Consider the following 14,031-nt stretch of genomic DNA (forward strand, 5'->3'; position numbering starts at 1 on the left):
CTACACCTCGGTGGAACGCTTCAAGTTCCTCGGCGTCGTCAAGTACGACAACATGATCAAGGTGACGTTGCGGAACACGCCGCGGACCGTCGAGGTCATCGCCGTCGCCTCGGGCAAGCTCACCGAGGTCGATGAGATCGCCGACGTGCTCAGGAGCTTCGCCGTGCCCCTTTGAGGCGGGCCTACCCCGTCGCCGGCCGGTGGCGCCCCGTTGGGCGGGGAGGGGCCGGGCGCGCCCGATCTCCGTCCACGCCTCGGGGAAAGTGCCGCAGGATCCTCCCGTCCAGCAGCGGCGGTGGAACCGGTTGAGGTCGTCCGTTCTCCGATGACCGGCGCCGGGTCAGGTGTCGTCGCTGTCGGCGAAGGTCCGGTAGGCGGGGCGGAGGAGGTCCAGGATGGGGATGTGCCGGGCCTTGATCTGTGGTGGGTCGAGGGTGCGCAGTAGCAGGTCGGGTGGGGGGACGGGGAGGCCGGTACGGTCGCGGAGCCGGGCCGGGGAGACGCTCGGCTCGTAGAAGGCGGTCAGCCGGTCGGTGAACGGCGCGTCGTCCACGTCGAACAGTCCAGGTCTGTTCTCGCCGGAGCCGGAGCCGGAGCCGGGCGCGGTGGTGCCGCCCGCCTCGCGGAGGGCGTCGAGCAGGGCGTCCCTGGCGATGCCCCGCCAGGCCAGCACCAGGAACGGGTCGTCGTCGAACCTCTCGGCCAGCACGTACAGCACGGCGGACAGGTGTTTGCAGGGGAAGCCCCAGTCGGGACACGAGCAGGTCATGTCCAGGTCGCCGGCGTCGGGGAAGAGCGGCAGGCGGCAGGCGCGGAAGGCGTCCTCGATCTCCGGCGGCATCTCGCCGGCCAGCAGCTTGGCCCGGTAGAGGGCCTGGGCGGCCAGCGCGTCGGTGAGCTTACGCCACTGGTTCGCCCGGTAGGGGGTGATCTGGATCTCGACCAGGTACGGGGTGGGCCTGGACCCCTGGACCCGTGCCGTGACCAGCCCCGGCCCGAGCTCCAGGTTGAGGACCTGGCCGGAGCGGGCGTACGAGCGGCCCCGGCCGAGCCTGCCCGGGTCGCAGACGTCTTCGAGGATGTCGATGAACCGGCGCGACCACCACCGCTCGCCGATCGAGCCCCGCTTGCTGCGGACCCGGATGCCGCCCTCGACCCGGATCGGCACGGACGGCTCGAACCAGCCACTCCTGCTCATGACGCCTCCTCGCGGCCCCGTACCGAAAACGCGCCGCGCCCGCTCATGAGACGGCCTCCGGTCCGAGACGGAACAGCTCGTGCAGCCGGTCGGTGGACAGGCCGGTGATCCAGTCCTCGCCGGTGCCGACGACGCTCTCGGCGAGCGCCTGCTTGCGCTCGATCATCTCGTCGATTCTCTCCTCCAGGGTGCCGACGCAGATGAACTTCCTGACCTGCACGTTCCTGGTCTGGCCGATCCGGAACGCCCGGTCGGTCGCCTGGTTCTCCACGGCGGGATTCCACCACCGGTCCACGTGGATGACGTGGTTGGCCGCGGTCAGGTTGAGCCCGGTGCCCGCCGCCTTGAGCGAGAGCAGGAAGAGCATCGGTTCGTCGTCGTCCTGGAACCGCTCCACCAGCGCGTCCCGCTGTCTCTTCGGCAGCCCGCCGTGCAGCCAGAGCACCGGGCGGTCCAGGTGCGCCGAGAGGTACGGCTGGAGCAGCGTGCCGAACTCGGCGTACTGGGTGAAGACCAGCGCCTTGTCGCCCTCGCCGACGATCTCCTCCGCCAGTTCCTCCAGCCGGGCCAGCTTCCCCGACCGGCCGGACAGCCGCGAGTTGTCCTTGAGCAGGTGCGCCGGATGGTTGCAGACCTGCTTGAGCTTCAGCATGGTCGCGAGCACGTTGCCGCGCCGCTCGATGCCCTCGCTGCCGGCGATCCTGTCCATCATGTCGGTGACCACCGCCTGGTAGAGGGTGGCCTGTTCGGGGGTGAGGGTGCACCAGACCTTCATCTCCATCTTGTCCGGCAGGTCGGAGATGATGGTCTTGTCGGTCTTGAGGCGCCGGAGCACGAACGGCCCGGTGGCGCGCCGGAGCGCGGCGGTCGCGGTGGCGTCGCCGTCCCGCTCGATCGGCTCCTGGTAGCGCTCTCGGAACGCTCTGGCCGAACCGAGCAGGCCGGGGTTGCAGAACTCCATCAGGGACCAGAGTTCGGCCAGGTGGTTCTCGACCGGTGTGCCGGTCAGCGCGAACCTGCTCCCGGCCGGCAGCGCCCGTACGGCCTGTGCCTGCCTGGCGGCGCTGTTCTTGATGGCCTGCGCCTCGTCGCAGACGACCCTGGCCCAGGAGAGGCCGGCCAGCGTCTCACGGTCCCGCAGGGCGGTGCCGTACGTGGTGAGGACCAGGTCCGCCCGCTCCACCCGCTGGGCGAGTTCCGCCCCGCGCAGCCTGGTGGTGCCGTGGTGCAGGTAGACCTCCAGCGAGGGGGCGAACCTGGCGGCCTCCTTCTGCCAGTTGCTGAGCAGCGACATCGGGCAGACCAGCAGGGTCGGCCCCGGCCGCACGCCCGTCGCACGCTCGTTGAGCAGCAGGGAGAGGGTCTGCGCGGTCTTTCCCAGGCCCATGTCGTCGGCGAGGATGCCGCCGAGCCCGATCTCGGACATGAAGCTGAGCCAGGACAGCCCGCGCTCCTGGTACGGCCTGAGCACGCCGTGGAAGTCGGCCGGAGTCGTGATCGGTACGAGGCGGCGGTCGGCCTCGCCGGACAGCAGGTCGCCGAGGAGACCGTCGGCGTCCACCCCGACGACCGGCAGTTCCTCGTCGCCGCCGTGGATGACCTCCTGGATCACCTCGCCGACGGTCATCTCACCCGATCGGCGCCGCTCGACGGCTCTGAGCGCGGCGGTGAGCTGCCGGTCGTCCAGCTCGACCCAGCGGCCCCGCACCCGGACCAGCGGCACCTTGAGCCTGGCCAGCTCGGCCAGTTCCTCCTCGCTGATCGTCTCGTCGCCGATCGCCAGGTCCATCTGGAAGTCCACCAGCTGGTGCAGCCCGAAACCCTGGGCGGCCGCCGCGCCGGGACCGGTCGGCTGCGAGCGGGCGGTGAGCTTGAGGCCGAGCCTCGTAGTGCCGGCCCAGGCGGGCAGTTGCACGCCGAATCCGGCGGCCTGCAGGAGCGGTGCGGCCTGGCGGAGAAACGCGAACGCGCCGGCCGTGTCGAGGACCAGCTCGGAAGGACGGCGATCGCGCAGCGCCTCTCCCACCCTGGGGTAAAGGCGTGCCGCCCGGCCGAGCCCGGCGAGCAGCGCCTCGTCGGGACGTCCCGGCAGGCCGGGAGCGGTCTCACCGGCCCAGATGAGCGGTGCGGGAAGGTAGAGGCTCAGGTCGTCCGAGGACTGGAGGGCGAACTCCAGCCGCCAGCGGGAGCCGTCGGGTGGCGGCGCCGGACGGCCGCCGTACTCCGCGACGAGGTCGCGGGCGGGCTCGGGCTCCGGGCCGCTCTCGGGCTCGGTCAGCCGGAAGCACACCCTGACCGGGCCGTCGAGCCGGTGCGCGGAGTCGAACCACTCACGGAGCGGCCCGGCCAGCTTCTCCGCCGAGGTCCGGGTCAGCCCGGGAAGCGCGGCGTCCGCACCGGTGAGGGCGACCATCCAGCGGTCCGGGAGGGGAGCGCGCGGTCCCGGCCGGTGCCCGCCGAGCAGGCGGTCGGGGAGCGCCCGCCGTACCGCGGCGTCGGTGAGGCAGGCCACGGCCTCGATCAGCACGTGGGCCGAGGGCCGCTCCTCGACGACGGCCCGGCAGACGGGCGGCATCGCGGCGGCCAGCTCACGGAAGCGGGCCGCGTAGGGACCGGTCAGCACGGGCCGCCACCGGGCCGCGTAGCCCGCGTCCTCGGCGACGAGCTGTGGCAGCACCCGGCCCCGGCGGATCAGATCACGGGTGTACGCCGCGACGACGGCGAGATAGCGCAGGGAGGCGCCCGGGACCGGTGCCCGGTCCTCTCCGTCGGGGAACTCGTCGGGTTCGTACGTCTCCGCCGGGAGACGGGTCATCTCGTCCACGGCGTCGAGCAGGCTCAGCGCCGCGCCCGGCCCGATCAGCAGGGCGGGCACCCGCCAGCGGCCGATCTTCGGCTGCCGCGCGCCGATCTCGATCCCGGACTCGGCGGAGGGCAGCGGGCTCCGCGCGGAGCCGGGCAGCAGCAGGACGAGCTCTTCGGGGACGGCCTTGCCCACGGCCGCCGCCGCGATCTCTCCCCAGAGCGGCACCCCGCCCGCCAGGCCCGTCGCCGGGGCCGCGAACGGATGCGGCCGGACCTTCGCCCGAGAGGCGCTCCCGGCGGAACCGGCCGCATCCTCCCCCCACAGTGCCAGCCTGTCACCGACCCAGGCCCCATGGATGACCAGCACCGTCAAGCCCCCTCCTCACGCCACGAAAGACCGTAACAGCTGTGGCGCGGCGGGTGGCCCTCGTCCGCGGAGCGCCAGGTGGCCGGTGCCGGTCTCGCGCGCCGGCGACTCCGGCGGTATGCGAGGTGAAGTGATCGGTTGATCCGCGCCGGCGCCGTACCCGCACGGTCGCGGACGAGTGATCCGGGGCGCCGATTACGCTGGGACGCGTGGACGATCCTCTGGTGACCCGGATGCGCGGGTTCGGCACGACCATCTTCGCCGAGATGTCGGCGCTGGCCCTGCGGACGGGTTCGATCAATCTGGGGCAGGGTTTTCCCGACATCGACGGGCCCGCGGCGATGCTGGAGCGTGCGGTGTCGGCGATCCGCGAGGGCGCCAACCAGTACCCGCCGGGGCCGGGCGTGCCCGAGCTGCGCCAGGCCGTCTGTGAGCACCACAAGGACCACTACGGCCTCTCCTTCGACCCCGACGGCGAGATCCTCGTCACCGTAGGCGCCACCGAGGCCGTCGCGGCGGCGATCCTGGCGCTCTGCGAGCCCGGCGACGAGGTGATCGCCTTCGAGCCGTACTACGACTCCTACGCCGCCTCCGTCGCCCTCGCCGGAGCGGTGCTCCGCCCGGTCACCCTGCGCCCCGTCGAGGGCCGCTTCACCTTCGACCCCGCCGAGCTGCGCGCCGCGGTCGGCCCGCGCACCCGCGTCGTCCTGGTCAACTCCCCGCACAATCCCACCGGCACGGTCCTCACCCGTGCCGAGCTGGACGAGATCGCCCTGCTCTGCCAGGAGCGCGATCTGATCGCCGTCACCGACGAGGTCTACGAGCACCTCACCTTCGACGGCGTCGAGCACGTCCCGCTGGCCACCCTGCCCGGCATGCGGGAGCGGACCGTGATGATCTCCTCGGCCGGCAAGACCTTCTCGGTCACCGGCTGGAAGACCGGCTGGATCTGCGGCCCGGCCGAGCTGGTCAGGGCCGTGCAGACCGTCAAGCAGTTCCTCACCTTCACCGCCGCCGCGCCCTGGCAGCTCGCCGTCGCCCACGGCCTCCGCCACGAGCTGGACTGGGTCTCCCGTCTCCGGGCCGATCTGGAGTCCAAGCGCGACCGGCTGGCGGCGGGGCTGGCCGCGGCGGGCTTCGAGGTCTACCGCCCCGCGGGCACCTACTTCGTGCAGACCGACATCCGCCCCCTCGGCTTCACCGACGGCCTCGCCCTGGCCCGGGAGCTGCCGTCCCTGGCGGGCGTGGTCGCCGTTCCCACCCAGGTCTTCTACGCCCGCCCCGAGCGTGGAAGCCACTTCGTCCGTTTCGCCTTCTGCAAGAGGGACGAGGTCATCGATGAGGCGGTGAGCCGCCTGGCCCGGCTCGGCGCCCCCTCCTGACGGGTGGGGCGGTTCGACCTGGAGGATGCCGATCGGGCATCCTGGGAGTGACGCGACTGGCGGCAAGGGGATGGCATCAACCATCGGGGAGCTCGTTGTGGGAGTCGACCGCCTGGGCGCCCACGCCGAGAGGACACGCATGTCCCAGCCCGTTCGAAACGGCTCAGACGGCTCGGAGCCCGAGAGCGCGCCGCCCGCCCGGCTGCTTCCCGGCGGCCCGGTCGCGCAGAGCATCCTCGCCGACGTGGCCGCGCGGGCGGCCGCGCTGACCCGCGAGGGCGTCACCCCCAGCCTGGCGACGGTTCTCGTCGGCGACGACGACGCCAGCGCCGGATACATCCGGATCAAGCAGCGGCAGGCCGCCGAGCTCGGGTTCGCCTCGCCGCACGAGCACCTGCCCGCGAGCGCCACCCAGGCGGACCTGCACGCGGTCATCACCGCGTTCAACGACGACCCGGCGGTGCACGGGCTGCTCGTGCAGCACCCCGTCCCCAGGCACCTCGACTACGACCGGGCCCTGCAGGTCATGGATCCCGACAAGGACGTCGACGGCATGCACCCGCTCAACATCGGGCGGCTGGCGCTGGAGCTTCCCGGTCCGCTGCCGTGCACGCCCGCGGGGATCGAGGCGCTGCTCGCCTACTACGACATCCCGGTCGCCGGTCGGGAGGTGGTCATCCTCGGGCGCGGAGCCACGCTCGGGCGGCCCCTGTCGATCCTCCTCGCGCAGAAGCGCCCGACGGCGAACGCCGCCGTCACCGTGGTGCACACCGGGGTGAGCGACTGGCCCCGCTACACGCGCCGCGCCGACATCCTCATCGCCGCCGCGGGTGTGCCGGGCATCGTCCAGCCCGAGCACGTCAAGCCCGGTGCCGTCGTCATCGGCGGCGGCGTGCGCTACGAGGGCAGGCGCCTGCTGCCCGACGTCGACGAGTCCTGCGCCCAGGTGGCCGGGGCCATCACCCCCAGGGTCGGCGGGGTCGGGCCCACCACCGTCGCGATGCTGTTCCGCAACGCGATCACCGCGGCCGAGCGCGCGACGGCCTCCAGCTGAGTTCCCCGGTGGCCTCCCCAGGGGGAGGCCCCGGGTGGCCGCGTCCCGCGAAACGCCGACCGGTCGTGTCGCCACCCCGAAACCGATCTCCCTGCGTGTACGTTCTGCTGCGGAGAGTAGTCATCGGGGGCGGGGGTCTTCCGATGGTGCACGTCGCTCTCCACTTCCGTAACCCGCAGGAAGGAGAGCATCGACGATGCGACGGAGATTCAGGGTGCTGGCGTCGGCGGCGGCGGTCGCACTCGGTTGCGCGGGGTTCGTCCCCGGTGCGGTGGCCGCATCGAGTTCGGCGTCCGCCGCCTGGGGTCCCATCCGCAGTCACCAGAACTGGCGCTGCCTGGACGCCGATCTGGGCACCATCGGCCCGAACGGCACCAAGGTGCAGCTGTGGGGATGCAATGGCTGGGACAACCAGTCCTGGAGTTATGACGTGTCCAGCCACACGATCCACAGCAAGGAGAACGGGCGCTGCCTGGACGCGGACCTGGGAACCATCAACGCGAACGGCACCAAGGTGCAGCTCTGGGACTGCAACGGCTGGGCCAACCAGAAGTGGATCTACGACGCGACGAGCCACACGATCTACAGCATGTACAACGGGCGCTGCCTGGACGCCGATCTGGGCACCATCGGCTCGAACGGGACCAAGGTGCAGCTGTGGAACTGCAACGGCTGGGCCAACCAGAAGTGGACACTCTGACCGCCGTCACTCCCGGGCGGCGGGACCGCATCCCGTCCTCCCGTGCGCCGGAGCCCGGGACCGGCGGAGAGTGGGCCGGCCCCGGGCGGTGTGGGGGGAGGTTCGCTACCTGCCGACGGTGACCGGCGGGGTGGTCGGATCGGCGGCGGTGGGCGGGGCGGCGGACCGGGCCGAGCGCAGCGGGATCTCCTTGATCATCAGGACGGTCACCGCGGCGAGGACGGCGATCGGGACGCCGACCAGGAAGACCGCGCTCATCGCCCGGGTGAAGGCCTCCAGGATGATCTCCAGGATCGGTGCGGGGAGCTTGTGGATGGCCTCGGGGGAGCCCAGGCTGGGGGCCGTGCCGCCGCTCAGCGGCAGCTTCGCCGCCTTCGCCAGGGAGATCAGCTCCGCGGTGAGGCGGTTGGCCAGGATCGCGCCGAAGGCGGCGACACCCACCGCGCTGCCCAGGGAGCGGAAGAACGACACGCCGGAGGTCGTCGAGGCGAGGTCCGCCCTGGACACCGCGTTCTGTGCGGCCAGGATCAGGATCTGCATGGTGGCGCCGAGCCCGATGCCGAGCACCGCGTTGTCGACGCCGACGAGCAGCAGCGAGCTGTCGACGTGCAGGCGCGACAGGAGGAACAGGCCGACCCCGACCAGCAGCATGCCCACTGCGGGGAAGATCTTCCACCGGCCGGTTCTGCTGACGAACCTGCCGACCGCGATCGAGGAGACGAGCAGGGCGAGCACCAGGGGAAGGGTCATCAGGCCGGAGCCGGTGGGGCTCATACCCTTGACGATCTGCAGGTACTGGGGCAGGAACATCAGCGCGCCGAACATCGCCGCGCCGACCAGCAGGGAGGCGACGGAGGTGAGCACGAAGGTGCGGTTGCGGAACAGGTGCGGGGGCAGGATCGGGTCGGCCGCCGTGCGCTCGGCGACGACGGCCAGGCCGAACATCACCAGGCTGAGCGCGCCCAGGCCGTAGGTCCATGAGGAGTTCCAGTCGAACTCCTTGCCGCCGAGGGAGAGCAGCAGCATCAGCGCGGTGGTGCCGCCGGTGATGAAGGTCGCACCCCACCAGTCGACCTTGGTGTCGCGGCGGGTGAAGGGCAGCTTCAGCACCTTCTGGATGACGACGAACGCGACCACGGCCAGCGGCACGCAGATCCAGAACGTCCAGCGCCAGGACATGTTGTCCACGATGAACCCGCCGAGCAGCGGGCCGGCCACCGTCGAGACGCCGAAGACCGCGCCGATGTAGCCGGAGTAGCGGCCGCGCTCGCGGGGCTCCACCACGTCGCCGAGGATGATCTGCGGGAGCGCGGCGAGACCACCGGCGCCGATGCCCTGCACCGCTCTGGCGGCGATGAGCTGGCCCATGTCCTGGGAGAACCCGGCGGCGACGGAGGAGACCGCGAAGACGACCAGGGCGACCTGGAACATGAGCTTGCGGCCGTAGAGGTCGGAGACCTTGCCCCAGATCGGGGTGGAGGCGGTCATGGTCAGCAGGGTCGCGCTGGCCACCCATGCGAGCTGGTCCTGGCCGCCGAGCGTGCCGACGATCGTCGGCAACGCGGTTCCCACCACGGACGTCGAGATCATCGACGTCAGCATGGCGAGCATCAGTCCGGCCAGGATCTCCAGCACCTGTCTGTGGGTGAAACTCGGTGCGGCCTCGGCCTGGATCTGTTGTTCGGTCGGCATGAACCGTCCCCCAATGCATGTAGAGTACATATTAAGTTAGTAGACGCTTGTTTACTCGTCAAATCTGGAAGGATTGCGTAGGTGGATGAGACACGGCAGCGCGACAGAGAGGGCACCAGGCGGCGCATCCTCGACGCCGCCCGCCGGTTGTTCGCCGACCTCGGCTACGACCAGGTGACGATGCGGATGATCGCCGCCGAGGCGGACGCCAACATAGCGCTGATCAACCGTTACTTCGGCAGCAAGCGAGAGCTGTTCGCCGAGGTGCTCGCGATGCAGGGGCGCTTCCCCGGCGTCCTGGACTTCCCCGAGGAGGAGCTTCCGCGCCGCCTGGCCGAGTACATCGCCGAGCGGCTCCGCTCAGACCAGGCGAGCCCGGTGATGGCCGCGCTCATCCGGTCGTCCAACTGCCCGGAGATCCACGATCTCATCCGGGACCGGGTCAGTTCGGCGATCCTGGAGCCCCTGTCGGCAAGGCTCTCCGGCCCCGACGCGGCCTTCCGGGCGAGGATCGCCACCGCGCTCATCACCGGGAACGGCACGATGCGCCAGCTCTACGGCCCCGAGTCGAGCGACGTTCCCGACCGTGAGGCGGTGATCGCCCGGCTCACCGCGGTCTTCGAGGCCTGCCTCAGCCAGTGATCATGCGGCATGCCGTGCCGGGGACGTGGTCGACCTGCAGTGTGGTGTGGTCGATGTGGAAGCGCTGGTGCAGCAGCTCGGCCAGCTCGCGGCGGACCTGGTGGCAGTCGCCGCCGGGCATGACGGTCACGTGCGCGGAGAGCGCGGGGAAGCCGCTGGTCACCGTCCACACGTGCAGGTCCTCGACACCCGTCACGCTCGCGTGGGCGATGATCGCGGCGCTCACCTCGGCCGGGTTCACCCCGTCGGGCGCGGCCTCGAACAGGATGCGTCCGGCGTCGCGCAGCAGGCCGTAGGCCGCCTTGGCCATCAGGGCCGCGACGACCAGGGCGGCGATCGCGTCGGCCCGGCCCCAGCCGGTGAGCCAGACGACCGCGCCGGCGATCGCGGTGGCCACGAACGCGTACAGGTCGTTGAGGATGTGCTGGAACGCGCCCTCCACGTTGAGGCTGCTCCGGTCGGCCCTGGCGATGAGCCACGCGGCGACGGCGTTGACCGCGATCCCGGCCAGGGCGGTGCCGAAGACCAGGGCTCCGGCGACCTCGGGCGGCTCGATGAGCCGCCGCACGCTCTCGTAGACGAAGTAGGCGACGAGGGCCACGAACGTCAGCCCGTTGACGGCCGCGGAGAGGATCTCGGCCCGCTTCCAGCCGAAGGTGTAGGCGCCGCGGGCCGGGCGGGCCGCCATCCTCATCGCCACCAGCGCGAGCGCGATGGCGCCGGCGTCGGTGAGCATGTGCCCGGCGTCGGAGATCAGCGCGATGGAGTTGGCGGCGATGCCGATGACGACCTCGACCGCCATGAAGGCGAGCAGCAGGGCGAGCGCCGCTGCGAGGTAGCGGCGGTCGGCGTCGGCGCGGTGCCCGTGGCCATGCCCGTGACCCATCGTAAGATCCATTCTGTCAACACCTGAACACCTGCTCATATATTAAGCAAGGTGAGCCTAACTCGGCAAGATGCAGCTCCGTCCATGCCCCCGCGCGTGCCCCCGTACACGGGCTCCTGGGGCGGAGGCGGGGAGGGGGGAAGATACTAACTTTCGGCGTAAAACCGGGTGAGAGCTTGTGCGGCCCAGGCCTGGGACCGGCTGATCTTTCCTCCTATGTTGGGGTCTCTTGCCATCATGGGAGATGACCAGATGTCCTTTGTGCAGTGGGTGCGCGCGCAGGTGGACCGGCACGGGCACGAACGGTCCTACACCTTCGTGGCGGACCGCAGGGGCGAGCTCGTCGAGCAGGACCGGCTGACCTTCGCCGACCTGGACGCGCGGGCCAGGTCGATCGGCGCCTGGCTGGCGGGGCGGCGGATGGCGGACCAGACGGTGCTGCTGCTCCACCCGGCCGGTCTGGAGTTCCTGGCGGCATTCCTGGGTTGCCTGTACTCCCGGGTGGTCGCGGTGCCCTCGCCGCTGCCGCAGACCGATCCCCGCGCGCTGGAACGCGCCGAGGGGATCATCAAGGACGCCGACGTGCGGCTGGTGCTCACCGACTCGGCCAATCTGGACATGCTCGATGCCTGGCTGCGCGACGTCGGCCTGGACGGCACCGTCGAGTGCGTGGCCACCGACGCCCTCGACCTCCCCGACCCCGATGACTGGACGATGCCCCGGATGGGGCCCGGCACCCTCGCCTACATGCAGTACACCTCCGGTTCCACCAGCGAGCCCAGAGGCGTCATGATCACCCACGCCAACCTGCTCCACAACGAGGGGGAGATCTGGCGGGCGATCGGCTCACCCAAGGTGGGCGTCGGGGTGGGTTGGCTGCCGCACTACCACGACATGGGCCTGGTCGGCATGCTGCTCCAGCCGATCTACGCGGGCGGCGACCTCTACTTCGCCTCGCCGATCGCCTTCGTCATGCGCCCCGCGCTCTGGCTGGAGATGATCAGCCGATACCGGGCCGGATACACCGTCGCGCCGAACTTCGCCTACGAGTGGTGCGCGGCCCGGGTCACCGACGCCCAGGTGGCCGGGCTCGACCTGTCCGGCCTGCGCTTCGCGCTCAACGGGGCCGAGCCGGTGCGTACCGGCACGCTGCGCGCGATGGTGCGCCGCTTCGGAGCCGCGGGCTTCAGCGAGAAGGCATGGGCCCCGGCGTACGGCATGGCCGAGGCGACCCTGGTGATCACCGCCACCCCGCTGGGGCACGGGCCGAAGGTCCGCGGGTTCGACGCCGCCGCGCTGGAGCGGCACGAGGCGGTTCCGGCGGAGAGCCCGGGAGAAGGCGTGGAACTGGTCGGTTGCGGGCGGCCGATCAGCATGTCCGTGCACGTCGTCGATCCCGGCACCGGAACCGAGCTGCCGCACGGGCGCGTCGGAGAGCTCTGGGTACGCGGGGAGAGCGTCGCGCGGGGGTACTGGCAGCGTGAGGAGGCGACCCGCGACGCCTTCCGCGGACACACCGCCACGGGCGAGGGGCCGTTCCTGCGGACCGGGGACCTGGGCTTCCTGCTGGACGGCGAGCTGTACGTCACCGGCCGCATCAAGGACGTCGTCATCGTCAACGGGCGCAACCTCTATCCCCAGGACCTGGAGGAGGCCGCCCGGCAGGTGCACCCGTCGCTGGGGGCCGGGGCGGCCTTCGGGGTACGCGCCGAGGGTGAGCACGTGGTGCTCGTCCAGGAGATTCGCGAGCGGGACCTCGACGCCCCCGCGGAAGAGCTGGCCCGTGGCGTGCAGGGCGAGCTCGCCCGTTCCTTCGGGCTGCCGTCGATGAGCGTCGTGCTGGTCAGGCGCGGCGGAGTGGGCAAGACCACCAGCGGCAAGATCCAGCGCTCACGCACCCGTGACCTGCTGCTGAACGGATCGCTGCCCGTCGTCCACGCCGAGCTCACGGCGGCCGTCGCCGCGCGCGTCCGATCAGAAGGAGTGTGAACATGTCCGCCGACGCCGGGATCGCCGCAGACCTGGACATCATCCGTGGCTGGCTGGGGGCGCGGGTGGCCTCCTACGTCATGCGCTCACCGGAGGAGATCGACCCGCTGGTGCCGGTCGCCCAGTACGGCATGGACTCCGTCTACTCGCTCAGCCTCTGCGGTGACATCGAGGCCGAGTACGGGCTGGAGATCGAGCCGACCATGGCCTGGGAGCACCCGACGGTCGCGGCCATGGCCGACCACCTGCTGGGACGGCTGAGCACGGGCCGATGAACGGGGCGTCGCCGGCCGGGCTGCTGTGCGGGCTGCTGTGCGGGCGGCGCACGAAGTGGGTGGTGCTGCTCGTCTGGCTGGGCGTCGTCGTCGTGGCCGCCTCCCTCGCCGGGCGGCTGGAGTCGGTGCAGCAGGACGACATCGCCGGATACCTCCCCGCCGGCGCGGACTCCGCGCAGGCGGTCAGGCGCATCCTCGGCATGCAGGGGGAGAACCTCTCCCCGGCGACGATCGTCTACGAGCGGCCGGGCGGTCTCGGCGAGGCCGACGACGCCGAGATCGCCAGGGACGTCAAGGCGCTGGCCGGGGTCCCCGGGGTGGTGGCCGAGATACCCACCCCCACCGGCGGCAGGACCTTCGGGCGTGCGGAGTTCGACAGGGAGCTCGCACCGTACCGGGACGCCCGAGGGCGGCTGCCCGCGCAACTGCGGATGGTCGAGCAGAAGTTCCGGGCGCCCAGGCTGACCAGGACGATCAAGTTGATCGCCACGCAGCGGTCCGGGGACGGCGAGGCGGTCCAGGTCGTGGTGATCGTCAGGGACCAGGGCGGCAGGGAGACCGCCGAGATCGTCGACCGGATCCGCCGGGTCGTGGACGAGGGCCGCCCCGCGGGACTGGCCGCGCACATCACCGGCATGGTCGGATTCCAGGCCGACGCGCTGGCCGTGTTCTCGACGGTGGACAGCGACCTGCTGCTGGCCGCGATGGGCGTGGCCGTGGTGGTGCTCCTGATCACCTACCGCAGCGCGGTCCTCTGGCTCTTCCCGCTGGGAACGGTGCTGGCCGGGCTGGCCGTCGCGATGGGGGTGAACTACCTGCTCGCCGCCGCGGGCGCGATCACGGTCAGCAGCGTGGCGGTCTCGCTGCTCATGGTCCTGGTGATCGGCGCGGGCACCGACTACGCGCTGCTGGTCATCGCCCGCTACCGCGAGGAGCTGCGCAGGCACCCGGCTGGCAGGCCGTGGAGTTGCGGTACGCCGGCGGTGACCTGGCCATGTGGGTTCTCGTACCGCAGGCAGGCGGTTCTCCCGGCGATCTGCT

General features: G+C 71.3%; 11 protein-coding genes. 7 read left to right on the forward strand and 4 right to left on the reverse strand.

All coding sequences use genetic code 11. From position 1 onward, the window contains the following. Positions 1-340: 340 nt before the first annotated feature. Positions 341-1,198 carry an SWIM zinc finger family protein gene (locus ABZ260_RS32090; protein ID WP_355625293.1) on the reverse strand — a complete coding sequence of 286 codons (858 nt, stop codon included), beginning with the start codon at positions 1,196-1,198 and terminating at the stop codon, positions 341-343. 43 nt (positions 1,199-1,241) lie between these two features. Beyond that, on the reverse strand, positions 1,242-4,370 hold the full coding sequence (locus tag ABZ260_RS32095; protein ID WP_355625307.1) for a DEAD/DEAH box helicase: 3,129 nt from the start codon (positions 4,368-4,370) through the stop codon (positions 1,242-1,244). Positions 4,371-4,579: 209 nt separating this feature from the next. On the opposite strand from ABZ260_RS32095, the gene ABZ260_RS32100 reads away from it, so the two are divergent. The 3 genes from ABZ260_RS32100 (at position 4,580) to ABZ260_RS32110 (ending at position 7,506) form a co-directional block, all read left to right on the forward strand. Then, positions 4,580-5,752, forward strand: coding sequence for a pyridoxal phosphate-dependent aminotransferase (locus ABZ260_RS32100; RefSeq protein ID WP_355625295.1), 1,173 nt, complete (start codon positions 4,580-4,582; stop codon positions 5,750-5,752). Positions 5,753-5,891: 139 nt separating this feature from the next. After that, positions 5,892-6,806: a tetrahydrofolate dehydrogenase/cyclohydrolase catalytic domain-containing protein gene (locus ABZ260_RS32105; protein WP_355625297.1), complete on the forward strand. Its 915-nt coding sequence runs from the start codon at positions 5,892-5,894 to the stop codon at positions 6,804-6,806. Between the two features lie 196 nt (positions 6,807-7,002). Next, positions 7,003-7,506: an RICIN domain-containing protein gene (locus ABZ260_RS32110; protein ID WP_350952672.1), complete on the forward strand. Its 504-nt coding sequence runs from the start codon at positions 7,003-7,005 to the stop codon at positions 7,504-7,506. A gap of 105 nt (positions 7,507-7,611) precedes the next feature. On the opposite strand, the gene ABZ260_RS32115 is transcribed toward ABZ260_RS32110, so the two are convergent. After that, positions 7,612-9,198: an MDR family MFS transporter gene (locus tag ABZ260_RS32115; protein WP_355625299.1), complete on the reverse strand. Its 1,587-nt coding sequence runs from the start codon at positions 9,196-9,198 to the stop codon at positions 7,612-7,614. Positions 9,199-9,279: 81 nt separating this feature from the next. On the opposite strand from ABZ260_RS32115, the gene ABZ260_RS32120 reads away from it, so the two are divergent. After that, complete coding sequence (locus ABZ260_RS32120) at positions 9,280-9,840, forward strand: TetR family transcriptional regulator (protein ID WP_355625301.1); 561 nt, start codon at positions 9,280-9,282, stop codon at positions 9,838-9,840. Here the strand turns inward: ABZ260_RS32120 and ABZ260_RS32125 are convergent. Further along, positions 9,830-10,726 carry a cation diffusion facilitator family transporter gene (locus tag ABZ260_RS32125; protein ID WP_355565702.1) on the reverse strand — a complete coding sequence of 299 codons (897 nt, stop codon included), beginning with the start codon at positions 10,724-10,726 and terminating at the stop codon, positions 9,830-9,832. The genes ABZ260_RS32120 and ABZ260_RS32125 overlap by 11 nt on opposite strands. Positions 10,727-10,978: 252 nt before the next feature. Here ABZ260_RS32125 and ABZ260_RS32130 point away from each other — a divergent pair, with 252 nt between their 5' ends. The 3 genes from ABZ260_RS32130 to ABZ260_RS32140 form a co-directional block, all read left to right on the forward strand. After that, a complete protein-coding gene (locus tag ABZ260_RS32130; RefSeq protein ID WP_355625303.1) occupies positions 10,979-12,715 on the forward strand; it encodes a fatty acyl-AMP ligase in 1,737 nt (578 codons plus the stop codon). A 2-nt stretch (positions 12,716-12,717) separates the two neighbouring features. Then, entirely contained in the window at positions 12,718-12,990 is a 273-nt protein-coding gene (locus ABZ260_RS32135) for an acyl carrier protein (protein WP_030923661.1), read from the forward strand. Beyond that, on the forward strand, positions 12,987-14,031 hold a 1,045-nt coding region (locus ABZ260_RS32140; RefSeq protein ID WP_355625305.1), incomplete at its 3' end, for an MMPL family transporter. The genes ABZ260_RS32135 and ABZ260_RS32140, both read left to right, overlap by 4 nt.

Origin of the sequence: Streptosporangium sp. NPDC006013 (assembly GCF_040614275.1) — a bacterium.
GTDB lineage: Bacteria > Actinomycetota > Actinomycetes > Streptosporangiales > Streptosporangiaceae > Streptosporangium.